This window comes from Streptomyces sp. NPDC059895, from assembly GCF_042731035.1.
Classification (GTDB): domain Bacteria; phylum Actinomycetota; class Actinomycetes; order Streptomycetales; family Streptomycetaceae; genus Streptomyces.
On record NZ_JBHWKO010000006.1, the window covers coordinates 28174 to 54025 of the forward strand.

The 25852-nt window shown below is 74.3% G+C and carries 21 protein-coding genes; 5 read left to right on the forward strand and 16 right to left on the reverse strand.

Features of this window, described 5'->3' with window-relative positions:
- Positions 1-74 precede the first annotated feature (74 nt).
- From ACFV9M_RS09165 to ACFV9M_RS09200, 8 genes are all read right to left on the reverse strand, one after another.
- Positions 75-1451 carry an NADase-type glycan-binding domain-containing protein gene (locus ACFV9M_RS09165; protein WP_385073971.1) on the reverse strand — a complete coding sequence of 459 codons (1377 nt, stop codon included), beginning with the start codon at positions 1449-1451 and terminating at the stop codon, positions 75-77.
- Positions 1448-2017, reverse strand: a complete 570-nt coding sequence (locus tag ACFV9M_RS09170) for a phage tail protein (RefSeq protein WP_385073968.1) — start codon at positions 2015-2017, stop codon at positions 1448-1450. The genes ACFV9M_RS09165 and ACFV9M_RS09170 overlap by 4 nt, the downstream gene beginning before the upstream one ends.
- Complete coding sequence (locus tag ACFV9M_RS09175; protein WP_385073965.1) at positions 2014-3972, reverse strand: putative baseplate assembly protein; 1959 nt, start codon at positions 3970-3972, stop codon at positions 2014-2016. Before ACFV9M_RS09175 ends, ACFV9M_RS09170 begins: the two co-directional genes overlap by 4 nt.
- A complete protein-coding gene (locus ACFV9M_RS09180; RefSeq protein ID WP_385073963.1) occupies positions 3972-4415 on the reverse strand; it encodes a GPW/gp25 family protein in 444 nt (147 codons plus the stop codon). The genes ACFV9M_RS09175 and ACFV9M_RS09180 overlap by 1 nt, the downstream gene beginning before the upstream one ends.
- 40 nt (positions 4416-4455) lie before the next feature.
- Entirely contained in the window at positions 4456-6363 is a 1908-nt protein-coding gene (locus tag ACFV9M_RS09185) for a VgrG-related protein (RefSeq protein ID WP_385073961.1), read from the reverse strand.
- Entirely contained in the window at positions 6363-7088 is a 726-nt protein-coding gene (locus ACFV9M_RS09190) for a LysM peptidoglycan-binding domain-containing protein (protein ID WP_385073958.1), read from the reverse strand. Before ACFV9M_RS09190 ends, ACFV9M_RS09185 begins: the two co-directional genes overlap by 1 nt.
- A gap of 37 nt (positions 7089-7125) precedes the next feature.
- Entirely contained in the window at positions 7126-7548 is a 423-nt protein-coding gene (locus ACFV9M_RS09195; protein ID WP_385073955.1) for a phage tail protein, read from the reverse strand.
- Between the two features lie 72 nt (positions 7549-7620).
- Positions 7621-9012 (reverse strand): hypothetical protein, encoded by a 1392-nt coding sequence (locus ACFV9M_RS09200; RefSeq protein ID WP_385073952.1) that lies wholly within the window; start codon positions 9010-9012, stop codon positions 7621-7623.
- Positions 9013-9136: 124 nt separating this feature from the next.
- On the opposite strand from ACFV9M_RS09200, the gene ACFV9M_RS09205 reads away from it, so the two are divergent.
- Entirely contained in the window at positions 9137-9376 is a 240-nt protein-coding gene (locus tag ACFV9M_RS09205) for a hypothetical protein (RefSeq protein WP_385073949.1), read from the forward strand.
- Between the two features lie 2048 nt (positions 9377-11424).
- On the opposite strand, the gene ACFV9M_RS09210 is transcribed toward ACFV9M_RS09205, so the two are convergent.
- The 5 genes from ACFV9M_RS09210 to ACFV9M_RS09230 form a co-directional block, all read right to left on the reverse strand.
- On the reverse strand, positions 11425-11583 hold the full coding sequence (locus ACFV9M_RS09210; protein ID WP_385073947.1) for a DUF6760 family protein: 159 nt from the start codon (positions 11581-11583) through the stop codon (positions 11425-11427).
- Positions 11580-12062 carry a hypothetical protein gene (locus ACFV9M_RS09215; RefSeq protein ID WP_385073944.1) on the reverse strand — a complete coding sequence of 161 codons (483 nt, stop codon included), beginning with the start codon at positions 12060-12062 and terminating at the stop codon, positions 11580-11582. The genes ACFV9M_RS09210 and ACFV9M_RS09215 overlap by 4 nt, the downstream gene beginning before the upstream one ends.
- Positions 12062-12505: a phage tail protein gene (locus ACFV9M_RS09220; RefSeq protein WP_385073941.1), complete on the reverse strand. Its 444-nt coding sequence runs from the start codon at positions 12503-12505 to the stop codon at positions 12062-12064. Before ACFV9M_RS09220 ends, ACFV9M_RS09215 begins: the two co-directional genes overlap by 1 nt.
- Positions 12506-12567: 62 nt before the next feature.
- Entirely contained in the window at positions 12568-14163 is a 1596-nt protein-coding gene (locus tag ACFV9M_RS09225; protein ID WP_385073938.1) for a phage tail sheath subtilisin-like domain-containing protein, read from the reverse strand.
- Positions 14164-14304: 141 nt separating this feature from the next.
- A complete protein-coding gene (locus tag ACFV9M_RS09230) occupies positions 14305-15669 on the reverse strand; it encodes a DUF4157 domain-containing protein (protein WP_385073935.1) in 1365 nt (454 codons plus the stop codon).
- Positions 15670-15914: 245 nt separating this feature from the next.
- Between ACFV9M_RS09230 and ACFV9M_RS09235 the strand changes: the two genes are divergently transcribed.
- The 4 genes from ACFV9M_RS09235 to ACFV9M_RS09250 all read left to right on the forward strand — a co-directional run bounded on the left by ACFV9M_RS09235 (position 15915) and on the right by ACFV9M_RS09250 (position 22206).
- Positions 15915-17480, forward strand: coding sequence for a peptidoglycan-binding protein (locus ACFV9M_RS09235; RefSeq protein WP_385073933.1), 1566 nt, complete (start codon positions 15915-15917; stop codon positions 17478-17480).
- A gap of 137 nt (positions 17481-17617) precedes the next feature.
- Positions 17618-19030 (forward strand): hydrolase, encoded by a 1413-nt coding sequence (locus tag ACFV9M_RS09240; RefSeq protein ID WP_385102362.1) that lies wholly within the window; start codon positions 17618-17620, stop codon positions 19028-19030.
- Between the two features lie 218 nt (positions 19031-19248).
- A complete protein-coding gene (locus ACFV9M_RS09245) occupies positions 19249-20685 on the forward strand; it encodes an RICIN domain-containing protein (RefSeq protein WP_385076772.1) in 1437 nt (478 codons plus the stop codon).
- A 135-nt stretch (positions 20686-20820) separates the two neighbouring features.
- Positions 20821-22206, forward strand: coding sequence for a ricin-type beta-trefoil lectin domain protein (locus ACFV9M_RS09250; protein WP_385076769.1), 1386 nt, complete (start codon positions 20821-20823; stop codon positions 22204-22206).
- Between the two features lie 15 nt (positions 22207-22221).
- On the opposite strand, the gene ACFV9M_RS09255 is transcribed toward ACFV9M_RS09250, so the two are convergent.
- From ACFV9M_RS09255 to ACFV9M_RS09265, 3 genes are all read right to left on the reverse strand, one after another.
- Positions 22222-24219 carry an ATP-binding protein gene (locus ACFV9M_RS09255; RefSeq protein ID WP_385076767.1) on the reverse strand — a complete coding sequence of 666 codons (1998 nt, stop codon included), beginning with the start codon at positions 24217-24219 and terminating at the stop codon, positions 22222-22224.
- Positions 24216-24869 carry a DUF4255 domain-containing protein gene (locus ACFV9M_RS09260; protein WP_385076764.1) on the reverse strand — a complete coding sequence of 218 codons (654 nt, stop codon included), beginning with the start codon at positions 24867-24869 and terminating at the stop codon, positions 24216-24218. Before ACFV9M_RS09260 ends, ACFV9M_RS09255 begins: the two co-directional genes overlap by 4 nt.
- A gap of 150 nt (positions 24870-25019) precedes the next feature.
- Complete coding sequence (locus tag ACFV9M_RS09265) at positions 25020-25682, reverse strand: response regulator transcription factor (RefSeq protein ID WP_385076781.1); 663 nt, start codon at positions 25680-25682, stop codon at positions 25020-25022.
- Positions 25683-25852: the final 170 nt, after the last annotated feature.

The window sequence follows — 25852 nt, forward strand, 5'->3', positions numbered from 1 at the left end:
GGGCCGTCCCGTCCGGGCTGGGCCGTCCGGGCCGTGCGGCCCGGACGGTGACGCGTGTGGGTCGGTGGGGTCGGTCAGGTCGCGTTGGCGTTCGAGCGGCCGAAGAACTCGATCTCCGCGATGGAGACCTGCTTGCTATCCGAGGCGGCGTAGGCCGACTCGATGGTGAAGCGGACCTTGATCACCTCACCGACGCGGAACCCGCGGCGCTGGCCGCCGGCGCTCTGGTCGAGCGTGAGCTCCCTCGTCGTGGTCGTGCCGTCCTTCAGGGTGATCGTCGCCTTGATGCGGTGCGGCAGGGCCGACTCGCTCAGCTGCTCGGCGCGGGTCGAGACGCCCGGGGTGATGATCAGGTCCAGCAGGCGGGTCGGTTCGGAGAAGCGGGCCTCGATCCACTCGCCCTCGCCGGACTGGGCGACACCGGGGCCCCACCAACTGTTGTTGATCTTGTCGAAGGCCAGCTCCGGCTTGTGCCCTGGGTAGGAGCGGGAGGCGGCGATCGTGTCCGGGGCGACCGGGGCCCGCTTGGCGAAGTGGTCGCGGGTGGCCTGGATCCAGTCCGGTGTGTTGACCCCGACCCAGATCAGCAGGCTGAGGACGGCCGCGCCCACCACCCAGGTCACGATCCGGTCGAAGGTGCGGCGCAGCCGGGGGCGCTCGCCCGCCCACGGCGTCTCGCGGTTGCGCCAGTCCACCAGGCGGCGCCACCACGACCGGCGCTCGAACGAGTGGTCCTCCCGGGTCATCGGCATCGCGCAGCGGGTGCAGTAGTGCCGGTCGGGGCGGTTGGGCGTGGAGCACCAGGGGCACGGGAGCCCGTTCGCGTCGCCCAGCTCGGGGCCCACGGCGCGCACCTGCGGCCGCTCCGCGACCGGCCGGCCCGGCAGCACCGGCACGACGGTCGGCGGCGGGGTGGGCCGCGCCTCCGGGTCCGCCACCGGGACGAGGAGGGAACGCGCCCGGGCCGTCATGGTGTCGTCCGGGGCGGACGCGGAGCCCGACGCGGAGGCGGCCGTTGAGGTGGAGGCGGCAGCGCCGGCGGGGACCGGCTCGGTGGGGGCCGTGTCGTCGGCGGCCGGGGCGGCCGTCGACCCGGCCTCGCCGCGCGCCGGGGCGCGCTCGTCCGGAGGCACGGCCGGGAGCGGGGTCTCCGCGGTGTCGTCGTCGTCCGCCGCCGCGGAGGCGGCGGGCGCCGGGGAGGCGTCCGGCGTCCGGGACGGGCCGGCCGTCGAGGAGGCGTCCGGTGCGCCGGCGGTGGCCACGGTGGCCGCCGGGCGCGCCGCCGGCTCCGGCTCCGCCGGGGCCGACTGCCGGCGGGCCTCCGGTGCCGGCTCGGCCGCGGTGCGGGCGGGGGAACGCTCCGTCCAGCCCAGTACGGCTCCGCAGCCGTCGCAGAAGGACTGGCCCGGCTCCGCCCGGGTGCCGCACTCGGCGCAGTTCTGGGTGGTCATCTCTCCGGGATCCTTTCGGCGGCGGTCAGGGCAGGGGTCACCTTGACCGTGTAGGGCATGTGGGCGGGCCGGGCGGCGGCCACGAGGGCCTCCAGCCGGTGCTCGTCCGCCGGGCCGGGGTCGGACAGACGGAGCGTGACGTGCAGATGGGGGCGGGGTTCGCCGGGGAACGGGCCCAGCGGGCGGGCGTTCCAGGCGGCGCCGCCGCTCTCGGAGATCTCCGGCTCCACCCCGAAGGCCAGCCGGATCGCCTCCGCCAGGCCGCGCCGGGTGCCCCGGACCCGGTGCAGGTGGGCGGCGGCCGCGACCGCGGCCCGCAGCCTCGCCTCCGGCTCGGTGCCGTCGGTCTCGGCGCCGACCCAGCCGGCCAGCCACTGGGTGAAGTCGGCGGGGGCGAGGGCCGGGTCGAAGTAGGCGGGCAGGCAGTCGAGGACGTTGAGGATCGGCGCGATGACGTCGTCGAGGCCGCCGACGAACCGCTGCGCGAGGTCGTCGTCGGCGAAGACGGCCGGCAGCATCGCCCCGATGGGCGCGGAGGAGCCGAGTCCGTCGACCGAGCCCCTCACGCGCTGTCCCCGATCACGCGGACCCGGTGGTCGTAGGAGAACACCAGGGCGGGCGCCGACAGGTCGATGCGGTCGGTCGCGTCGCCCCGCTTGCCGGTCAGCGGGTCGGCGGGGTGCAGGATGACCTGGTCGACCAGTTCGACGCCGGGCACGCGCTGGAGGACCGCGAAGACCTCGCCGGACTGCACGGGACGGCCGAACGGCCAGCCCCGCCCGTCGGCGCCGCCGGTCAGCGGGTCGAGGTGGCGGTAGAGGGCGTCGTGGGCCTGGCGCCGCACCCGGTCGGTGTCGACGCCGCGGAAGGCGTGCACGGTGGCGACGACGGTGACGCCCTGGTAGTAGGGCGGGCCGACGGCCAGCCGGGTCCCGATCAGGCGGCGTTCGTCGAGGTGGCGGGTGATGCGGTCGAGCAGGGCGTCGCCGGGGACGAGCTGCTCGAAGCGGAGCCGGCCGCCGGGGTCGGGGACGGCCTGGGGGACCACCAGCACCCGCACGGCGTAGGAGCCGTACTCGTCCGGGCTGCCCTCCAGGCAGGTGATGCGCGCGGTCTCCGGGGCGGCGCGGCGGGCCAGCTCCTCGTAGTCGCGCAGGGTGACGGCCCGCTCCTGGGCGCGCAGTGTGATCGGGGCGCGGACCTTCGCCTCCTCGACCGTCTCGCCGTCGACGCCGCCGCGCGCGGCCTCCCGGTTGACGACCTCGGAGACGTACGGCACGGAGGTGCGCAGGACCTGGACGGAGCCCCGGGCGACGTTGCCGGCGCGGCCGCCGCCGGTGCGGTAGCGGCGGGCGCGGACGACGGCGCCCTTGGGGGCGACGGCGCCGTACTGGCGCAGGGTGCCGTCGGGTTCGCGGACGGCCGGCCCGAAGGCGATCTCGCCGGTGGCGGCGTCGAGGGTGACGTGCCGGTCGTGCGGCCCGGAGGCGGCGAAGTGGGGGACGACCCCCCAGTCCACCCAGCCGTCGTGCTCGGCGGTCTGGAGCAGGAGCGGCGGGTCGTCGCCGACGACGGGGGTGTGGGCGAGGCGCAGGCGCTGGCCGGGCAGGCCCGTCGACTCGCCGAGCGCCTCGTCGTACACCGTCTCGGCGTGGATGGCGGGGGCGGTGCCGCCGACCGTGAAGGCCTCCGCGGAGCGGACGGTGGGGGAGGTCGTGTAGAAGGGCTGGTTGGTGAGGGGTTCGGTGACGCGGCAGCGCAGCCAGCCGGCCTCCTGGCCGCCGGAGCGGGACAGCACGTGCCCGCCGGGGACGTGCAGGACGACCTCGCCGGGGCGGTTGAGGCCGCCGGTGCCGTCGCGGTCGACCTCGCACTCCTGCCAGCCGTCCTCCGTCCACGCCTCCCACACCAGGGGCGGCTGGCGCGGGTCGACGCCGACACCGTCCACGCGGCTGTCCAGCTCCAGCACCACCGCGCAGTGCGGTACGGCGGCGCTCAGGCCGAGCAGCATGCAGTCACCGGGGGTGGGGGACTCGGCGAAGCAGAAGACGTCCTTGCCCTCCGCGAGGTCGGTGGTGCGGTCGGTGACCGGGTCCCCCTTGTGCTGCACCACGAGGTGGCGCAACGAGCACGGCACCACGGTCAGTTCGCGCTCGGTGGCGAAGACCACGGCCTCCTCGCTCTCGGTGCGCACGGTGGCGACCTCGGTGCCCAGCGGCAGCAGCACGGGCTCCTCCTGCGGGGCGGAGAGCCAGAAGGTGACGTCCGTGCGGGCGGCCGAGGGCGGGAAGAGGGTGATGCCGACGAGGTCCAGGAAGGCCAGGTGGTTCTTGTCCGGCACGCGGTTGAGCCGGTAGACGATCTGGTCGGCCATGTGGGCCACCGTCTCGACGAGGGTCACGCCCGGGTCGGAGACGTTGTGGTCGGTCCACTCCGGGGCGCGCTGCTGGATGTAGCGCTTGGCGTCGTCGACGAACTGCTGGAAGCGGCGGTCGTCGAGGTTGGGGGAGGGCAGGGCCATCAGCGGTCGCTTTCGGAAGCCGTACCCGTGGAGCCCGGCAGGTCCGGCTCGTCGTGGGACGGGATGACGTAGAAGGGGAAGACGAGGCTGCGCGGGTTGTTCGTGCCGCGGATCGAGTAGCGGACGTCGATGAACAGCACGCCCTGCTCGGCGCCGGCGGTGACCTCGACGTCGTGCACCTCGATGCGCGGTTCCCAGCGGTCGAGGCTGACGTACACCTCGTGCTGGATGCGGCCGGCGGTGGCCTCGTTGACCGGCGCGAACACCAGGTCGTGGATGGCGCAGCCGAACTCCGGGCGCATCGGCCGCTCACCCGGCGCGGTGGACAGCACCAGCCGGACGGCCTCCTCGATCTCGCGTTCCCCGCTGACCAGGGCGATGCCTCCGGTGGGCCCGATCCGGAGGGGGAACGCCCACCCGGACCCGACGAACTGTTCGGCCATCAGAGGGCCACCTGCCTTCTCCTTCTGCGGACGGACGCGGTCATGCCGGAAGCGGATACTTGACGTTGTTGACGAACACCAGGCCCTGGAGCCCGATCCTGATGCCCGTGAGGTTCACGTTGGCCACGGAGTTGATCGCCACGGCCCCCGTGGCGGAGAGCGACGCGACACCGGCCGCCTTCATGTCCAGGGCGCCGAGCGCGTTCACGCTGACCGCGCCGCCCAGCGACCTGAGACTCACCAGGCCCTGACCCTGGAGGGTGAGCGGCCCGCCGCTCTTGATGGTCACCGACCGGCGCCCGTTCAGCGTGAGGTTCGTGCCCGCGTCCACCGACACCGACCGGCTGCCCTTGATGCTGACCGATCCCTTGCTGTCGACGGTGATCTCCGTCTGCACCCGGTCCAGGTTGATGACGAGTTTGCCGTCGCCGCTGGTCACCCGGACGCCCTGCTTGCCGCCGGTGCGCTGGCTGAGCAGGTCGACGCGGTTGCCGGTGCGGTCGGACAGGGTGTGTCGGGAGGCGCGTCCCCGCATGCCGTCGTGCAGGGGCACGTCCTTGACCGGGGTCGGGTCGTCCTTGCCGTTGTAGAGGCCGGCGATGACGTACGGGTGGTCCAGGGCGCCCCGGTCGAAGGCGACGAGCACCTCGTCCCCGACGTCCATCGGGAAGATCGAGCCGCCGCCCTTTCCGCCCCACTGCGCCACGCGCGTCCAGTCGCTGACGTAGGCGTCGTCCAGCCAGGGGAACTGGAGCTTGACCCTGCCCTTCTTGAGCGGGTCCTGCACGTCGGTGACGAGGGCGTTGACGACGCCGGGCAGCCGCAGGCCGTTGTCGCCCCCGTTGCCGCCGCCGGAGGTGAGGCCGTAGAGGGAGCGCCACTGGCGTCCGCTGACGGTCACCCAGGTCTCGTAGTGCTTGCCGTCGCCGAAGACGTGCCGCACGGACGTGGGCGTGTACTTGCCCTCGAAGGGGAAGCCGACGTCGGCCAGGGTGACGGGGACGCCGGGGCGGAGCTTGGGGCCGCCGTGGACGACGACCTCCATCTCGGCGAAGGAGGAGGTGACGTCGGCGGCGAGGGCGTCGGCGGCGAACTTCACCTCGGACTGCTGGTCGTAGGGGATCTGCGGGTCGACGAGTTTGGCGGCCTTGAACTTGCCGGCCGCCTCACCGGGCGTGGTGCCGATGGTGAAGCCGGGGTTGGTTTTGGCGGGCGCGGTGGCGGTCAGCGTCTTCTTGGTGGTGACGTTCCAGCCGCGGGTCTCGACGGTGCCGACCTGTTCGGCGGCGGTGACCGCGCTGCGCAGCCGCAGGATGTCGATGCCGGCCTTCAGCTCGAACGGGTTCTTCCCGGAGGAGCTGACGGGCGGGGCGCCGGACGCCGGGTCGGGCTTGACGAACTGGAACTTGCCCTTGTTGTCGATGGACATCACCATCTCGTTCTCGTCGGCGAGACGCGCGAGGAAGTCCCAGTCGGTGACGTTGGCCTGGCTGATGAACTCGTACACCGTCTTCGTCGACTCGACCCGGCCGATGGGGACGCCGTCCAGGGCGGCCAGCTTGCGGGCGATGTCGGCGGCGGACTGGTTGCGGTAGGCGGCGACACGGCGCTGGCGCATCAGGCGGTGGCCGTGGTCGTAGCCGCGGATGATGGTGAAGGTGCCGGTGCCCTCGTAGTCGCTCTCCAGACCGCACACCTCGCCCGTCAGCAGGGGATCGCCGGCCCCCTTGCCGTCGGCGATGGGCGTGATCACCACCTCGGTGCCGAACTTCGCGTTGAGCTTGCCCAGGAGCAGCCGGCCCGGGTCGCGGAAGGTGAGCCGGAACGCGGCCGGGACGCCGAGGCCCTGGTCGACCCAGCCGTCCACGAGCATCGGTTCGAGGTCGGGGGGCAGGGGGCTGCCGCCGATGGTGACCTTGATGACGCTGGAGAAGGCGATCTGCACCATCAGTGCCGCACCTCCTCGGCCGCGGGGAGGACGAGTTCGGTGCCGGTCGGCAGGTGGCGGGGGTCGTCGATGCCGTTGGTCTCGGCGATCGCCCGCCAGACATTGGCGTCGCCGTACTCGCGCCAGGCCAGGGACTGGAGGGAGTCGCCGGCCACGACCCGGTGCACGCGCCGCGCGGTCAGGGCGCCCGACGTCGGGTTCTGGCCCTTGGTCTTGCTGGGGATCTCGTGCAGGCTGACCTGGCAGGTGGCCCGGATGGGCATGCCCGTCGTCCCGAAGAGGGAGTAGCTCACCTCGACACTGCGCACGTAGGCGGTGAAGCGCGCGGTGGAGAAGGAACCCCACTGGAAGATCACCCAGGGCGGGGAGGGCTGCTTGGCGGCGATGGACTTGGTGGTGACCTCGCAGCATTCGAGCAGCGACTCGACCTGCTTCATCACGTCGTTGCTGTCCGGGTCGTCCGAGCGGTCGAGGAAGATCTCCACGCTCATCTCGCGGGGCTCGGGGCCCATGAACTCCGGGACGACGCCGTCCCGGACCGCCGGTGTCGGCGTCGACTTCCACTGGGACTGGCGGGACAGCGTCAGCTGCGAGGGGTTGAACTCGAGCTCGAACTGTTTGATCAGCCCGCCCGGGGTCGTGCTGGTGCCCAGCGGCGGTTCGTGAATGGCGAGGGTGGCGTGGACCAGGCTCTTCCCGGCGCCGCCCCTGCTCGACTTGGCCATGCTGCTTCCGTCCTCTCCCGCGGTCCGCTGGGGGCCGTCAGTCCGTGAATCCGTGGTGGGTGATCTCCAGGACCTCCGTGGCGACGGCCGGGTTGGCCGGGTCCAGGGTCGGGCCCTGCCAGCTCACCGGCAGGACGTCGATCAGCCCCCACCGGGCGACCTCCGAGCCGTCCGCGCGCAGCGCGGCGATCTGCGCGGTGGGCCGGGTGACACCCGTGGTGATCGAGGAGATCCACGCGGCGACCTTGCTGGTGTCCGGGGTGAGCGGGCGGGTCAGCCTGATGTTGGAGAAGGTGACGCGGGAGGGGAGCTGCCAGACGAAGCCGTTGTTGCCGCCTTCCTGGCGCTGCTCGATCTCCACCGAGGACGACAGTCCCTCGCACCCGTTGAAGTACCCGAGGCTCTCGCCGTCGATGGTCAGGGTGAAGTAGATGGCGGAGCCCGGATCGAGATCGGACATCGAAGGGGCCTTTCTGGGCGGCCAGTAGGGACGTGCGGAACGGTGGCCCGCGCGGGGCGCGGCTGCGGGTGCTCAGCCGCGGGGGTCGCGGAGTCTGCCGATCCGCTCCCGGTCGAGCCGTAGTTCGGTACGGAGCAGCCGGGTGATCCGGCCGGTCAGCCGGTGGGTCAGCTCGTCGAGCTGGAAGTCGGTGAGGGCCCTGGGATCGAAGGCGCCCCTGGGCACCTCGGTGTAGGCGGGCGGCGCCGCCGACGCGCCGCCGGAACGCTGGTTGCCGGCGGGGGGCTCGTAGGGCGGCGGTGACCCGGTGGACGTGGCCGCGGGCGCGTTGCGTCGCTGGACCGCGGGAGGCGCGGAAGCCCGGGGGGCCGAGGGCGGCGGCACGGCCATGGACCGCTGGAGGGCCGGGGGCGCCGCGACGGTGGGGAACCGCTGGGCGGCGGGAGCGGCGGGAGCGGTGGGAGGCGTCGTGGAGGCGGGGAACGGCTGCGGGCCGGCGGTGCCGGGGTGCGCCGTGGAGGGGTACGGCTGGGGGGCGACGTCGACGGGGTGCCCCGTGGAGGGGAACGGCTGGGGGGCGGCGGTGACGGGGGGCAGCGACCGGCGCTGCACGACGGGCGGCAAGGCGCTCGCGGGCAGGGGCCGGGCGACGGGCTGCGGCTCCGCACCGGGCGGGGTACGGCGCAGCGGTACGGCGGCCGGAACCGCTCGGCGCTGCACCAGGGGCACGGACGCCGGTCGGTACGCGGCCGGTTCCGCCGGCGGTGGCGTGGGGGCGACGGCGCGCTGAACGGGGGCGGCGGGCCGGGGCGGCAGGGCGGTGGCGCGCTGAACCGGGGCGGCGGGCCGGGGCGGGAGGGCGGTGGCGTGTCGTACCGCCGGGGCCGGTCCGGGTGCCGGGGCGGCGGTGGGCCGCTCGGCGGGGGACGGCGCGACCGGTGACGGTGCGGGGGCGGCGACCTGCCGGCCGGGGGGAGTCGGCCGGGGTGCGTACGTGGCGGCCGGTGCGGCGGTGCGCTGAACGGCGGGCGCCGTGCCGGGGCTCGGGACGGCGGGCGCCGCCCGGTGCGTGTGCGGCGGGTTCACGCCGGGGCGGGCCGCGGCCTCGGCCGGCCGGGTCGTGTCCTGCGTGGGGGCGGGAGCCGGCCGGGTCGCGCTCGGCGGGTGCGGGGTGGCGCGCTGCACGACGGGGGCACCGAGCGGCTTCGCGTCGGCCGGGCGGGCGGTGAGCGGGGCACCGAGCGCGGGGCGTTGCCGCAGCGGCGAGGGGTCGGCGGTGTCCGTCCGGTCGGGGGCGGGCACGTCGCGGGACCGGGGGGCACCGAGCGCGGAGGCGCGCTGGACGGCGGGGCGCGGTCCGTCGGCCCGTGAGCCGGCCTGCGCGGGCGGTCGGCCGACGGGCGTCGCGGTGGCCGGGGCGGTCGGTGCGGCGGGAGGAACGGCTGGTCCGGGGTTGCTGTTCACGGGCGTCCCTGGGGTGGATGCCGGCGGCGGCACGGAGGCCGGTGCGGTGCGCTGTACGGCGGGCGTGCCGGAGTCGGCGTGCGGACGTACGGGAGCGGGGGCCGGGGCGGCGGGGTGCTTCGGCGTGCCCGGGGAGGGCGTGGCACGGGCGGGCGTGGAGGCCGGAACCGGTGCGGTGGCGGGGGTGGCGCGCTGTACGGGGGCCGGGCTCGTCGCGGCGGGGCTCGCCGGTGGTGCGGCGGGGGTGGCGCGCTGTACGGGCGTGGACACCGGTGAGGGCGCGGACGCCGGAACCGGTCGCCGCACGGGGGCCTGCTCCGCCGTGGCCGGCCTCGCGGACGGCGGCACCGCGACGGGAGCGTGAACCGGGGAGGACGGGGTGCGCTGGACGGGGGCCGCGGGCGGTGCGGCGGCAGGCGCTGAGGCGGGAGACGTGACGGGCGTGGCGGGGGCCGGAGCAGGGGTGGTCCGCCCGGTGCGCTGGACCGTGGCCGGGGCTGGTGCACCGGCGGAGCCCGCCGGAGAGGGCGTGGAAGGCGGGGTGGCCCGCTCGGCGCGCTGCGGGGGAGGGGCGGGCGCGGCCGGGGCGCCAGGGGTGGCCGGGGCCGGGGTGGCCGGGGCCGGGGTGGTGCGCTGGAGGGGAGCGGCGGATGGTGTCGTGGCGCGCTGGAGGGGAGTCGCGGGGGGTGTGGTCGCGCGCGGGGCGGGGGCGGGCGGAGCCGGGTGCCGGGCCGGCGTGTCCGTGGTGGGCGGCACCGGACGCGGCGTGGACCGCTGGGCGGGGGCCGGGCGCGGTGCGGCGGGGGCGGGCTCGGATACCGGGGAGTGTGAGGTGGGGGCACCCAGTCCGGGCCGACGCGGCGGGGTCGCCGTGGGGGAGACGGCCCGCTGGACGGCGGGCGCGGAACCGGGCGCCGGAGCAGCCGGGGGCGTGATGCGCTGCGGGGCCGCCGGTGCTGCCGGGGCGGCGGGCGGAGTGCCGGTGGCGGAGCGGTGCGGCGGGGCGCTGGACGGCACGGGTGCGTTCACCGGGCCGCGGGGCGGCGTGCTGCCGCCGTCGAGCGCGGCGCGCTGCACGTTCGGCCGGGAGGCGGCCGGCGGCGTGGTACCGCCGGGTGCCGCAGCCGGGGGACGGGCGGTCGTAGCGGCACCGCCGGATGCTCCCGAGCCCGTGCCCGTGCCCGAGCCCGACTCGGTCGCCGAAGACGCCGAAGACGCCGAAGACGCCGAGGTCGCCGAAGCCGCCGAAGACGCCGAGGTCGCCGAAGCCGCCGGAGTCACCGGAGTTGACGAAGGCACCGCGGTCCCCCCGCTCGTCCGGGGCTGCGGAGCCGGGGTGTCCTGTCGTGCCGCCGTCCGCTGGACCGGGGGCCGGTCGGGAACGCCGGGGCGTCGGGGGGGCTCGGCCGCCGGGGCCGTTGCGGCGGCCGGGTTCGTGGTGGTGTCCGGGTTCGTGGCGGCGGCCGGGGCCTGCCTGGCCTGCCGTGCTGCCGTCCGCTGCACCGGGGTTCGGTGCGGGGTGTCGGCCGGGACGGAAGCGGGGGCCGGACCGGACCGCGCGGGACGGGTGTCTCCCTGCTGCGGCCGGGTCGTCGGCCGTGCCGTCGGGTGCTCGCCCTCCGGTCGCGTCACGGCTCGCTGCACCGGGGGCGTCGTGGGACGCGCGTCCGGAACGGCCCCGCGCTCGGGGGTGGTCGGCCGCGTACCGGAGACGACGGGCCGCGGGCCCGCGGCCGGTCCCGGACCCGGTTCGTCACCGCTGTCGCCGCCGCCACCGCTGCCGTTCTCCACCGCGGCCGCACCGGTACCCGAGCCGGTCGGAGCCGTCGAGGTGGTCGGAGCCGTCGAGGTAGTCGGGGCAGGGGGTATCCGGGCAGGCAGCGTCCGGCGTTGCACCGCCGCCGGCGCGGACTTCGTCAGGGGCGTCGGCGCCGCCGCCGTCGTCGTAGGCACCGGGTAGGCGCGGATGCCGTGTGCCGGGGGCGACGGTGCGGCCGACCGCGGGGCGGGCTCCGCCGGGGGCGGCGGTGCGACCGCCGGCAGGGTGCGCGGGGGCTGTTCGACGGCGGCCGGGGCGGAGAGCAGGCCGCCGCGGGTGCCGTCCAGCACCGCGTGCGAACGCGTGCCCGCGAAGGTGGGGTTCTGCCAGGTGGCCAGTCGGCCTCCGAAGCCCCGGTCCGCGACACCGGCCGCTCCCGTGGCCGTGCGCTGGATGGGCGGCAGCGCGGGCCAGGCCGCCGGGCGGGGACGTGCCGCGGCGCCCGGCGCGGGCGTACCCGCGCCCGCCGGTCCCGGTGTACCCGCGCCCGGCGTACCCGCGTCCGACGCGCTCGTCCCCGCACCCGCCGTGCCGTCCTCGCCCGTCGCCGGAACTCCTCGTCCCGTCCGGAACCGGTCCAGGAACGCCATGTCTCAGCCCTCCGCCCCGCTCCGTGTGACCAGGGTCGTGATCTGGTCCGCGTAACGGCGCCGGTCGTGGTGTTCCAGGTCCAGGATGTCGTCCAGGTCCCAGTGGAAGTGGTAGGCGACGTACGCGATCTCCTCGTGCATGCGGTCGGTCGCGTACGTCACGATTCCCCCAGGCGGCTCCCGCCGAGTTCCACCTCGAAGGGCTCCGAGCAGTGCGGGCACTGAACCGAGGCGCGGGTGTGCCCCTCGGCGTTGACCTGGCGGTAGAAGTCCTGGAGGAACGCCAGGTCGGAGGCGAACATGTTCTCCACGATCCCGTCGTGGACCAGGGGGAGCGTGCCCAGGCGGGTGATGACCCGGCCCAGGAGCACCACCGACAGGTACGCGGGGTTCTCCTGGACGCGCATGTCCCGCAGGGGCACCAGTTCGTCCCGGGCCGTGGCCAGGCGCATCACACCGTCGCGGTGGACGACGCCCGCCTCGTCGACGTAGCCGCGCGGCAGTTCGAAGGGGAACTCCGTCTGCAGGCGGTACGCCTCCGGGGCCGGCGCGGCGGCGGGAGCGGGGGCGGGGGCGGGAGCGGGGGAATCCGGGCTGGTCCCCACTCCCGCGTCGGCCGCCCGGACAGCCGTACGGCGCATTACTCGATGACCAGTTCTTCGAAAGTGATGGTCACGGTCTCGGTCAGGGCCGACGCCTCGCCCGCCTTCACCGTGCTGGTGTCGATCTTGCTGCACCAGGCGTTGCGCATGTTGTACCGCTTGACCGGGTTGTTCTGGTAGTCCATCACCATGATCGTGGCGTTCTTGCGGGCGGTGCCCATGTCGCCGCGGATGGAGCTGCTGATCCACTCGTTGAACGCCGCGGACTGCGTCATACCGCGCACGACCGTACAGGTACCGGCCTTCTGCACGCCCGGCATCTTCTTGGTGACCGGCTTGCCCTGCGCGGAGACCTGCTGGTACTCGATGACGTCCTGCTCCATGCTGAGGCCGCTGACCTCGGCGAGGTACTCGACCAGCACGCCGTCGATCTGGAGCCCGAAATTGTGTGATGTGAGGGCGTCACCCGGCTGGAGACTCATCTGGCTGTCCTTCTAGGGGGTTCTGGGGGTTGGCGACGGGCTGCGGGAGGCGGAGGCGGTGCCTACTCCTCCAGCTCCCCGTTGCCGCTGGAGAACTGGGCCAGCCGGAAGATCACGAACTCGGCGGGCTTGACCGGCGCGATACCGATCTCGCACACGACCCGGCCGACGTCGACCGACTCCGGCGGGTTGGTCTCCTCGTCGCACTTGACGTAGTACGCGTCCTCGGGCTTGGCGCCGAAGAGGGCGCCGGCACGCCACTCGTTGACCAGGAACGCCGAGACGTTGCGCCGGATGCGGGCCCACAGCGCGTGGTCGTTCGGCTCGAACACCACCCACTGGGTGCCGATCAGGATCGACTCCTCCAGGTAGTTGAAGTACCGGCGGACGTTCAGGTAGCGCCACGCCGGGTCGGAGGAGAGGGTGCGGGCGCCCCACACGCGGATGCCGCGGCCGGGGAACGCGCGGATGCAGTTCACGCCGATCGGGTTCAGCAGGTCCTGCTCGCCGCGGGTGATCTGGATCTCCAGGTCCACCGCGCCCCGGACGACCTCGTTGGCCGGGGCCTTGTGGACGCCGCGCTCGGAGTCGTTGCGGGCCCACACGCCGGCCACGTGGCCGCTCGGCGGGACCAGGCGGGCCTGGCCGGTCGCCGGGTCGAAGGACTTGATCCACGGGTAGTACAGCGCCGCGTACTTGGAGTCGTAGCCGGCGGTCTCCTGGCGCCAGACGCGGATCTGGCGGGCGTTCAGGCCGGGCGGCGGGTCGATGATCGCGACGCGGTCGCCCATCAGCTCGCAGTGCGCGATCAGGCCGAGCTGGACGGCCTTGACGGCCTCCAGGTCGATCGCGCCGCGCTGGTAGGCGGCCATCAGGTCGGGGACGGCGACCATGGAGATCTCGTCGACGGCCTCCAGGCCGCCGAAGCCGGTGCGGTCGGCGCTGTCGCCGAGGTACTGCGCGGGCCCGGCGGTCTGCGCGGGCTCCTCCGCGGCGGCCGGGGCGGCGGGGGCGCCGGCGGCCGGCGCGGCCAGGGCCACCGTCTGGTTCTCGGGGCGGGCCAGCTGCGCCGACGGCGCGGCCTCCGCCACGGTGATGAGCTTGGAGCGCTCCTTGACCTGGGTGACGACGTAGGAGCGGTTGCCCTTCTTGGCGGTCACGTCGAAGGTCTCGACCGGCTTGTCGCCGTCCTTGACGATCAGCTTGAACCGCTCGGCGGGGCCCTCGCCCTCCGCGTCGGCGACCTCCACGCTCAGCGGGCCGTTCTGCCCGGGCGCGGTGGCGGTGACGGTGAAGGTGCCGAGCTGCCGGGGCTCGGCGGCGGGCAGCGCGGCCGGGGCGGCCGAGCCGGTCAGGGCTCCGGGGGAGGCGGCCTCACCGGAGGCGCCGGCGGACGAGCCGCCGACCCGGACGACGTACGCCGCCGAACCGCCGTTGTTGAAGAAGCCGTAGACGGAATGCGCCAGGTAGTACCCGTCGGTGAAGTCACCGAACGCCGCCACGTACTGGCTCCAGTTGGTCACCAGCGTCGGCTCGTTCAGCGGGCCGGTCGGGGCGAGCCCGACGAAGGCCGCCACCGAGGTGCCCACTCCCTCGATCGGGCGCGAGCCGCTGGCCACCTCCTCGACGTATACGCCGGGCGACAGGTAGGACGGCATGCTGTGCTCTCCTCGGGGTACGCGTCAGGTCGGTTCCCACCCTCACGCGCGAAGCGCGTCACCTGAAACGTCCTCCGGTACCGAAGTGGGGGCACCGTCGTTGCCCTCAGGGGCAAACGCGGCCTGCCCTGCGGGAGCCGGTCAGGAGGTCCGGAAGGCGACCAGCCGCCATGTGTACTGGCCGTTGCGCATCGCCTGGTTGAAGGCCCGCACGGCGTCGCCCTTGGCGGGGTGCTTGCTGCCGTTGGACAGGGCGTCGATCTTCTTGTTCTTGTCGGCGACCCGCTTGGCGGCCTTGTCACGGTGCTTGTTGCCGGGGTTGGCGGCGTCCGCCTCGTCCTTCTGCAGCTCCGTGCGCAGCTTCGCGATCTGCTGCTCCAGCTTGTCGTTGTGCCGGGTGTTGGCGTGCACCTCCTGGCTGTAGGAGGCGGTCATGCCGACGGCCGTGGACATGACCCCGGCCTCGGCCTTCTCGCCGGCGCCGGAGGTCTTGAGGAAGGTGTCCAGGTCCGGGACCGCATTGCCGAGGGCGTCCACGAGGCTGGTCCGGTAGAACTCGACCAGGTGGGTGGGCGACTGGGCGCCGCCGGTGATGTAGTCCTCGGAGTACTTCCGCCGCGGGGAGAACCCCTGGTACGCCTCCCCCTGGGGGAGGGCACCGGCGCGCAGTCCCTGGAACTCGGTGGAACTCATCGCCCGGAAGAGGGGGAGCGGGTCGCCGGCCGGGTTCGGGTTCTGGACGGTGTACTTCGTGTAGCCGCTGCCCATGTCGCGCGCGTCCGCGCCGGGCATCAGGGCGAGCTCGGCGGGTCCGGTCGTGGTGCCGCCGTTGTTCATGCGCTGCACGACGTGCCCGGCGGCGTCACCCGCCGCCGGTGCCGGGGTGTCCGCGACCGCGCGCTGGACGGCCGGCGCCGGCTCCGACATCACCCGCCGGGCGTTCTCCTCGGCGGCCCGCTCGAACCGGTCCGACGGGTCGCTGACCCGCAGCCCGCTGCCGTTGTCCGTGCCCGCCACCGGGCCCTGGCGCTGCTGGATCACGTGGGTGAGCTCGTGGGCGAGGGTGTGGGGGTCGCCGCCGCCGTCGCCGATGACGACGTGGCTGCCGGAGGTGTAGGCGCGTGCGCCGACATCGGCGGCCGAGCGCCGGGCGGCCGCGTCCGTGTGCAGGCGCACGTCGGAGAAGTCCGCGCCGAGGCGGGCCTCCATGTCCTGCCGGACCGGGGCGGCCAGGGGCGTGCCCGCCGAGCGCAGGACCTGGTCGACGCCGGTGCGCTGGACGGGGGTACCGTGCCCGCAGCCGGCACCGTGCACGTGTGTCTCCCGCTCCTCGGCCAGCCCGGCCACCGCCGCGTTCCCGGCGGCCCGCTGGAGGGCCAGGACGGCCTGCGGGGAGCGGCTGGCGAGGGCGTGCTGCGGGGGGATGCGGCTCGCGGGCGCGGCGTGCCGCGCGGCGGCGGCCGGCCTGCGGGCGCTCTTGTCCGACGACTGGTCCTGACTGCGCATACGAATCCCTGGGACGGCACGGAGACGGTAAATCCCCACTTCTATCCGCGCGGCGCCCTGTCCGGGAGGGCCTGGAGGGCAGACTCCGGGGCACATCCCGCCGCACGTCGTGAGCGGCCGGCCGGGGGACGCCGGCCGTGCGGGGGCGCGGGCGCCGGCCAGAGCGGCCCGGAGGGGCCGTCCGGCCGACCGGCGCTGCCCAGGAGGCTCCTGACGCAAGATCAACATCTTCGTAGTGTCTTCGTGTGAGCCTTTGGACATCCCTGGAGCCCGCCTCCGTCACGGTCGATCCCGGCAGCAGCGCGACCGTGCGCCTGCGGGTGCGCAACACCGGCGACGTGGTGGACGAGTACCGTTTCGAGCCGGTGGGCGCGGTGGCGCCCTGGACGACCGTGGAGCCGCCGACGCTGCGGCTCTACCCGGGGACGACGGGCACGGTGGAGCTGACGTTCGCCCCGCCCCGCACCCCGGACGCCACGGCCGGCCCGAACCCGTACGCGGTGCGCATCACCCCGACCGAGCAGTCCGACGCGGTCACCGTGCCCGAGGGCACCCTCACCGTCACGCCCTTCAGCGAGCTGCGGGCCGAGCTCGTCCCGCCCACCGTGAAGGGCCGCCTGCGGGGCCGCCCCCGGCTCGCCGTCGACAACCTCGGCAACACCCCGCTGACCGCGTCGCTCAGCGGCAGCGACACCGGCGACCACCTGTCGTACGACCTCACCCCAGGCTCGGTCCAGGTGCGGCCCGGCCGGGCCGTGTTCGTGGACGCCACGCTGCGGCCCCGGCAGATCATCTGGTTCGGCTCCGCGGAACAGCGGCCGTACGCGCTGGCCGTGCACCGCTCCGGGGAGAGCCCCGTCACCGTCGACGGGACGTACGTGCAGCGCGGTTTCCTGCCCCGCGGGCTGGCCACGGCGCTCGGGATCGCTTTGGCGCTGGCCATCACGTTCGTGACGCTGTGGCTCGGCTACACGCCGCGGGTGAACAGCGCGGCCGTGGAGCACGTCGAGGAGGTCGCCGCCGCCGAACTGCCCGCCGTGCCCTCCTCCCAGGCGCCGCTGCCCTCGTCGCAGGCCTCCCAGGCGGCGGCCGGGCAGGACACCGGCGGCGACGGCGACAGTGGCGGTGACGGCGGCGAGGAGGACTCCGGAGGGGCCGCCGCGCAGGAGACGGAGCAGGCAGAACCCGCCGGTCCGCTGCCGTTCTCCGCGGGCGACGGACCCAACCTCTTCGTGCAGTTCGCCCAGGCCAGAATGGCCACCTTCAAATCGACGGACCCCTGCCGGCTGACCGCGAAGCACACCACGGGCGTGATGGACGCGGCGACGGTCGAGGCGCTGAAGTGCTCCCAGCAGAGACTCGACGAGCACTACGGCGGGGTCATGGTGGAGACGGACGGCCTGGGCAACCTGGGCCGCGCCACCATGACGGGCCTGCTGATGGCCCACTTCGGCACGGACACCTCCAGCGTCCAGCCCGGCGACGACAACCCGGACGTGGTGTGGATCGACAGCGTGCTGCTGTGGGCCGGTCACGACACCTACACCGACGACGTCGTCGCCGCCCAGATCCTGACCGTGGGGCAGGACATCCACTACCTGCGCAACGTCGGAGACCGCGCCCACGCCGCCGCGGACGACGCCCTGCGCACCCGGGTGATCCTCTACCAGCAGGCGATGGGCCTCTCCGCCACCGGCACCATCGACGCGGACACCTTCGCGCTGCTGCACGCCGGGAAGGTGGTGTCGCAGGACGACCCGGGGACGGTCACCGCCGATCCGTACCCGCCTGCCACGTCCTCGGACGAGTAGCCCGCGGTGCGCCGGCGGGGCCCCGGACCGTCCGGGGCCCCGCCGGCCCTCATGGGACGGGGCGGAAGCCCTTCGGGCAGCGGTCGTGCCCCGCGGGCTCCTGACGCCGTCACCGCCGGGGCCGTAGCGTCGAACGGGTGACTCTGTGGACTTCTCTGGAACCGGCTTCCACGACGGTGGACCCTGGCGGCAGTACGACCGTGCGGCTGCGGGTGCGCAACACCGGTGACGTGGTGGACGAGTACCGCTTCGAGCCGGTGGGGGCGGTGGCGCCGTGGACGACGGTGGAGCCGCCGACGCTGCGGCTGTATCCGGGGACGACGGGGACGGTGGAGCTGACGTTCGCCCCGCCCCGCACCCCGGACGCGACCGCCGGGCCGAACGCGTACGCCGTGCGGATCACCCCGACCGAGCATCCGGACGCGGTGACCGTGCCGGAGGGGAACCTGACGGTCACGCCGTTCACGGAGGTGCGGGCCGAGCTGGTGCCGCCGGTGGTGAAGGGCCGGTTCCGGGGGCGTCCCCGGCTCGCGATCGACAACCTGGGCAACACGCGCCTGACCGCCTCCCTCAGTGGTTCGGACAACGGTGACCGGCTCGGGTACGACCTCCAGCCGGCGAACGTGCAGATCGAGCCCGGTCGTGCCGTGTTCGTCGACACGACGCTGAAGCCTCGGGAGATCATCTGGTTCGGGTCGAAGGAGGAGCATCCGTACAGCCTGTCTCTGCGGCGGTCGGGGGCTCAGCCGCTGGACGTGGACGGGACGTTCGTGCAGCGGGGGTTCCTGCCGCGCTGGCTGGCGACCGCGCTCAGCCTGACCGTCGCGCTCGCCCTCGCGTTCGTGATGATCTGGCTCACCTACAAGCCGCAGGTGCGCAGCCTCGCGGCGGAGAAGCTGGCCGAGGCGGGGGTGAGCACGCTCGCGCCGCCCAGCCCGTCGGCCACGATCGAGGCACCGAAGGCCGCCGAGGAGACACCCGTCGAGGCCGCCGCACCGGCCACCAGCGCGCCCGCCGACGACGACGGCGGCAGCGGAGGCGGCGGCGGGTCGGGCGAGGAGGAAGAGGCGGAGGAGGAGCCGGAGGTGACCGCCGCCACGGCCGTGCAGGAGCTGGCCGCCCGCAGCGACGGCCGGCACATCTGCTACCGCGCCTACGTGGCCGACCAGGGCTGGCAGGACCCGGTGTGCGACGGCGCCGAGGCCGGTACGACGGGCAAGGACCTGCCCATCAAGGCGCTCAACATCGCCGTGGCCGGGACCGGTGGTGTGTCGGGCAACGGCGCCCACATGGTCGAGGGCTGGAAGACGGGCGACAAGTGGTCGTCGGCGGCCGACGGGATCGACATGTACATCGGGTCCACCAAGGAGGCGGACTCCGCGATGATGGGCTACACCATCATGGTGAAGGACGGCTCCGTCTGCCAGAACGCCCACGTCGCGGACAAGGGCTGGCTGGGGCTGGGCTGCACCGAGGCCGGCAAGTGGGTCTACGGCGGCGCCCCGTTCGAGGACAGGAAGCAGCTGGAGGCGGTGCGCTTCACCGTGTGAGGCGGTGCGCTTCACCGTGTGAGGCGGTGCGCTTCACCGTGTGAGGCGGTGGGCTTCGCCGTGTGAGGTGGTGCGCTTCGCCGTGTGAGGTGGTGCGCTTCACCGTGGGGCGGTGCGCTCCCTCGTGTGGGAGGGGCAGGCCCGGTCGTCCCTTTCGGGCACCGGTCCTGCCCCGCAGCTTCCTTACCGGGCGCCGCTCCTCGCCATAGCGTCGACAGGTGACTCTGTGGACTTCCCTGGAACCGGCTTCCACGACGGTGGACCCTGGTGGCAGCGCGCGGGTGCGGCTGCGGGTGCGCAATACCGGTGACGTGGTGGACGAGTACCGCTTCGAGCCGGTGGGGGCGGTGGCGCCGTGGACGACGGTGGAGCCGCCGACGCTGCGGCTGTATCCGGGGACGACGGGGACGGTGGAGCTGACGTTCGCCCCGCCGCGCACGCCGGACGCGACCGCCGGGCCGAACGCGTACGCGATACGGATCACGCCGACGGAACATCCGGACGCGGTCACGGTCCCCGAGGGAAACCTGACGGTCACGCCGTTCACCGAGCTGCGGGCCGAGCTCGTCCCGCCGACGGTGAAGGGCCGGTTCCGGGGCCGTCCCCGGCTCGCGATCGACAACCTCGGCAACACCCGTCTCACCGCCTCCCTCAGCGGTTCGGACAACGGCGACCGGCTCGCGTACGACCTCCAGCCGGCGAACGTGCAGATCGAGCCCGGTCGTGCCGTGTTCGTGGATGCCACGCTGCGGCCCCGGGAGATCATCTGGTTCGGGTCCAAGGAGGAGCAGCCGTACAGTCTGGCCGTCCGGCGGTCGGGGGCCCAGCCGCTGGACGTGGAGGGAACGTTCGTGCAGCGCGGGTTCCTGCCGCGTTGGCTGGCGACCGCGCTCAGCCTGACCATCGCGCTCGCCCTCGCGTTCGTCATGATCTGGCTCACCTACAAGCCGCAGGTGCGCAGCCTCGCGGCGGAGAAGCTCGCCGAGGCGGGGGTGAGCACCCTCGCACCGCCCAGCCCGTCGGCCACGATCGAGGCACCCGCACCCACCACGGAGGAACCCGTCGAGGCCGCCGCGCCGGCCGTCACCGAGGCACAGGAGGACGGGAGCGGCGGCGGGGGCGGTGCGGCGTCGCCGTCCCCGGAGGCGACGAAGAAGACGACCCCGAGCGTGCTGCCCGCCACGAAGATCCTGCTGCGCAACACCACCACCAAGAAGTGCGCCGACCTCCCCGGCGAGGGCGACGGCAGCCTGGACGGCACGGTCCAGCAGTTCACCTGCGACGAGTCCGAGGCCGACAACATGCTGTGGAACCTGGAGGTGAAGTACCCGAAGCTCGGCCCGGGCGGCCGGCCGCTCTTCCAGATCCGCAACGTCAAGGACGAGCTGTGCATGGACCTGCCGAACTACGGGGCGCAGCCGGTCAGGACCCCCATCACCGAGTTCACCTGTGACGGCACCACCGCCGACAACCAGCTGTGGTGGCTCGAGAAGCAGAAGAGCGGCGCCTACTGGATCCGCAACTACGCCTCCAACAACAAGTGCCTGGACGTGGCCGGTTTCAGCACCGGCGGCGACAACACCAACCTCACCCTGTACGACTGCTCCAACAGCGACGACCAGGAGTGGCTGATCATCCGGCCCACCTCCGAGTAGGAGCGGGGGGTGCGGGGGCGAGGCCGCTCCCGCACCGCGGCGGTGTGAACGGGCAGGGAGGTACGTCCCCTTCGGGCAGTGGTCCTGCCCCGGGAACTCCTGACGGGGAGGCGGCCACCGCCTTAGCGTCGACAGGTGACTCTGTGGACTTCCCTGGAACCGGCTGCCGCGACGGTGGACCCGGGCGGCAGTACGACCGTGCGGCTGCGGGTGCGCAACACCGGTGACGTCGTCGACGAGTACCGCTTCGAGCCGGTCGGCGCGGTGGCGCCCTGGACGACCGTGGAGCCGCCGACGCTGCGGCTCTACCCCGGGACGACGGGGACGGTGGAGCTGACGTTCGCCCCGCCCCGCACCCCGGACGCGACCGCCGGCCCGAACCCGTACGCGATACGGATCACGCCGACGGAACACCCGGACGCGGTCACGGTCCCCGAGGGGAACCTGACGGTCACGCCGTTCACCGAGCTGCGGGCCGAGCTCGTCCCGCCGACGGTGAAGGGCCGGTTCCGGGGCCGTCCCCGGCTCGCGATCGACAACCTCGGCAACACGCGCCTCACCGCGTCCGTCGCGGGCTCCGACACCGGGGACCACCTGTCGTACGAGATCCGGCCGGGCAGTGTGCAGATCGAGCCGGGGCGGGCGGTGTTCGTCGACGCCGCACTGCGGCCCCGGGAGATCATCTGGTTCGGCGCCAAGGAGCAGCGGCCGTACGCCCTGACCGTGCAGCGGTCGGGTGAGCTGCCGCTGGCGGTGGACGGGACGTTCGTGCAGCGCGGGTTCCTGCCGCGCTGGCTGGCCACCGCGCTGAGCATGAGCGTGGCACTGGCCATCGCGTTCGTCATGATCTGGCTGGCGTACAAGCCGCAGGTCAACAGCCGTGCCACCGAGCAGCTCGCCGAGGCGGGCAGCACCTCGCTGCCCAGTCCCGCCGTCTCCTCGCCGTCCGCGCCGAAGACGGACTCCTCCGCCGAGGCGGTGCCCGAGGCCGCGGTGCCGTCCGAGGCCGAGCAGGAGCAGGACACCGGCTCCGGCACGAGCGGTTCCTCGTCCTCCTCCGGCGGCGGTTCGAGCAGTTCGGGCGGCGGCGGATCGGACACGGAGTCCACCCCGCAGGCCGCCGTCCCCGGCACGCAGATCATCGGGCAGGCATCCAACCGCTGCATCGACGTCACCGACTCCCAGGACGGCGAGGGCCGCGACGGCACCCCGCTCCAGATCTACGACTGCGGCGGCACCGCCAACCAGAAGTGGGACTTCCGGGGCGACGGCACCGTCCGCTCGCTGGGCATGTGCATGGACGTCGCCTGGGGGTCGAGCGAGGACGGGGCCGTCATCCAGCTGGCCCGGTGCAGCGGCAACCCCGCCCAGCAGTTCGTGCTGAGCCAGGCCGGCGACCTGGTCAACCCGCAGGCCGACAAGTGCGTCGACGCCAAGGACAACGGCACCGGCAACAACACCAAGCTCCAGCTGTGGACGTGCTCGGGGACCCCCAACCAGAAGTGGCGGGTCGAGGACTGACGGGGCCCGGCGGGGCTACCAGGTGGCCTCTCCGGGGACCAGGCGGCCCGCCTTGCGGTACTCGCGGCGGGCACCCTCCAGCAGGTCCCCGTCGCCGACCGGCTCGTCGCGCGCCGCGGCCAGGTAGGCGGCGGTGACCACCGCGCTGCGGATCGAGCCGCCGGCCAGCTCGAACTCCTTGGCCAGCGGCGACGGGTCGATGCCGGGAGCGCACGGCACGTGGGAGAGCCCGTGCCGCCACAGGGCCAGGCGCTGCTCGGGGTCCGGGAACGGGAAGTCGACCACCAGGTCCAGCCGGCGGGTGAACGCCTCGTCGATGTTGGCGCGCAGGTTGGTGGTGAGCAGCGCGATGCCGTCGAAGGACTCCAGCCGCTGGAGCAGGTAGGCGCTCTCCATGTTGGCGTAGCGGTCGTGCGAGTCCTTGACCTCGGAGCGCTTGCCGAAGACCGCGTCGGCCTCGTCGAAGAGGAGCACGGCGTCGGTGCGGTCGGCCTCGGTGAAGATCCGTTCCAGGTTCTTCTCCGTCTCGCCGACGTACTTGTCGACGACCGAGGAGAGCTGCACGACGTACAGGTCCAGCCCGAGTTCGGCGGCCACGACCTCCGCGGACAGGGTCTTGCCGGTGCCGGACTCGCCGGCGAACAGGCCCAGCACCCCCCGGCCCCGTCCGCCGCCCGCGCTCAGCCGCCAGTCGCCCAGGACGCGGTCGCGGTGGCGGGCGCGCAGGGCGAGCTCGCGGAGCTGGGTGAGGGGGCGGTCGGGCAGGACGAGGTCGTCCCAGGTGACGTCGGGGCGGATGCGGCGGGCGTGCCGTTCCAGGCCGGACGCCGACTGCTGGCGGGCGGCCAGGCGGATGTGGGCGGCGGTGACCGGCCCGCCCTCGAGGGCGGCGAGCCCGAGGGCGGCGAGCGCGGCCCGCGCCACCCGTTCCCCGCCGAGCCGGTACGGCGCCACGGCGGTCGCCAGGTCGAACGTGTCGGCGTCCGGGCCGAGCGCCGCGGCCCAGGCGGCCGTGCCGCCCGCGCGGCGGCGGGGGGCGTCCAGGACCAGCGGGTCGCGGGCGCTCCAGTGCGGGTCGTAGGGGCGCGGGTCCGTCAGCAGCACGGTCACGTCCGTCGCCGCCGTCAGCGCGCCGACCAGCGGGCCGGGCTTCTCGGGCAGACCGGACAGGACGATCGCCCGGCCGCCGAGCCGGGCCTCGCGCAGCAGCTCGGGGATGCGGTCCTCGGGGCCGGTGTAGCGCAGCGCGCCCAGACCGGCGGCGGCCAGGGCGGCGCCGACGCAGGCCAGACCGTCGCCCTCGCGGTGCTCGCGCAGGTGGACGGTGAGCGGGCCGCGCCGCAGCCGGGCGGCGAGCCGGGCCACGAAGTCCTCGTCGTCGGCGGGCAGCACCTCCGGCAGGGGCAGGAGGTGGCCGTGCAGGGCGGCGTCCGGGGTGTCGTCGCCGAGCAGGTGGGCGAGGACCCGGTCGGGGACGCGCAACGACCGCGACAGGAAGGGGCGTTCGGCCTCCTCCACGTCCAGCAGGCCGAGGGCGCGCAGGGGCGCCGCGGAGTGGAACCGGGCCCGGGCCGCCGCGAGGTGCGCGGGCGCCCCGCACAGGTCCAGCGCGAGCCCGACGGTCGCCCGCCGCCGGCTCACGTCGTCGTTGAGGTAGCCGTAGAGCGGTTCGAAGCCGCGGTCGAGGTCGGGGGCGAGCGCGACCAGCAGGATCGCCGTGTCGAGGGGGGTGAGGGAGAGGCGGGCGGCGAGCCGGTCGAGGGGGTCGTGAGGGGCGTGGGGGTCGTCAGGGGCGTGGAGGTCGGCTCCCCCCTGCGCCTCCCCGGACGGGTCGGCCGCCGCCGTGCTCAGCAGGTGGCGTACCGCCTCCTCCGACAGGTACAGGCCGCGCAGCGGGTCGTCGGCGGTGGGGTCGCCGGCGGCGCGGTGGTCGACCAGGGCGGCGACCCGGTCGCGCAGGCCGGCCAGACGGGAGAGCAGGGCGGGGCCGTACCCCGGGTGGACGTCCGTCATCGCCGCTCCCGCGCCTTACGGGCCGCCGCCACCTGGTGCGGGCGGTGGGCGCGTTCCCCGGAGGAGGGCGGGTCGCCGTCCAGGCCGCGGACGCGGACGGCCGCGCCCTCGGTGACCGGCGGTCCGGCGTCGTACTCGGGGTACGCCGGGAAGGGCGCGGTCACCACCAGGTCCAGGGACGGCTTGAGCTCACCGCCGAGCGCGGACCAGATCTCGGCGAGGGAACGCGACTCGGTGTGCAGACCGGCCACCGACATCGGCACGGCGAGCCCCAGGGCGCCCAGCGCGCCGGGGAGTTCGTCGGCGGGGAGCAGCTCGCGCGGCAGCAGCGTCGCCAGCACGGCCGACAGCAGCCGGTGTTCGTCCTGGGGGGTGCGGGTCCAGGCGGTCACCAGGTACGACAGGCGGAACCAGCGCGGGGGTTGGCGGCGGCGTACGACGATGTCCCGCTCGTCCCGCACCGACACCTGGCCGCGCTGCCGGCGGGACACGTCCTCGCGGATGTCGTACAAGTAGGTGTTGATGGTGGGGGCGTTGCGGCGGGCCGCCCAGTCGCGGGTCGGCGCCTCGAAGGAGACGTCGATGCCGGAGCCCGCCAGCGCGCCGCCGCCGAGGAGGCCTTTGAGAACCTCGTCCACCTCGTGGATCACCGTCGTGCGCTCCTCAACCGCCCTGCCCGCCGGGCCTTTTCACCCACCGTGCCGATCGTGCCGTCCGGGCCGCGCCGACCGCAGGCGCGCCGGGGTCGGCGAGCGGGCAGGGGGCGTTGCCCGCGTGTCCTCCTTCGATTGCCCGTTCGGTCAGATGTAGCCTTCCCGGAGGGCATATGCCACGGCGTGCGCCCGGTTCCGCAGATGCAGTCGTGTAGTGAGCCCGTGCATCACGTTCTTGACGGTCCGTTCGGAGTAGGACAGCTTGCTGGCGATCTCTCCGGTGTCGAAGCCCTCGGCGACCAGCCGCAGGACGTCCACCTCTCGGGGCGCGAGTCCCAGCGAGGGGGCGCCCGGCCGGTTCGCCGCACCCCGGTGCAGGGTGCCCACCTGGCTGATGAGCCGGCCCAGCAGGTCGGCCGGCAGGTCGCCGTCGCCGCGCGCGGCGGCCGTCACCGCCTGCACCAGCCGGTGCGCGGTGGCCTCGCGGCGCCAGACGATCGCGCCGACCCCGCACTCGATGACGTCCAGCAGTTCGGTCTCCCGGATCGTGCCCACGACCAGCACGGCCCGCGCGCCCTCGCTGCGCACGACCCGGCGCAGCCGGGCCAGGGCGGCCTCGTCGAGGGTGTCCTCGATCAGCAGGGCCACCGTGCCGGCGCCGTACTCCTCGCGGAGCTCGATCTCCGGGCGGGACCGCAGCTGGCTGACGGCTCCCTCGCGGGAGATCGGGTCGGAGGCCCGCACGGCCACGGGCGTGCGGCGCGACGTGCCATGGCCGGCACCTGTGCCGGTACCTGTGCCGGTATTGATGCCGGTACCGATACCGAGTCCCGTTCCGGTGCCGGTTCCGGTTCCGGTGCCGGTCTCTGGTGTCCGGGATGCGCTGGGCAACCGTTTCCCCCCTGTTCACGAACCCGTCGACCGGCAGCGGCCAGTGACGGGAGGGCGTGTTCCACCCTTCTGGGGCCGCAGGGGCGGGC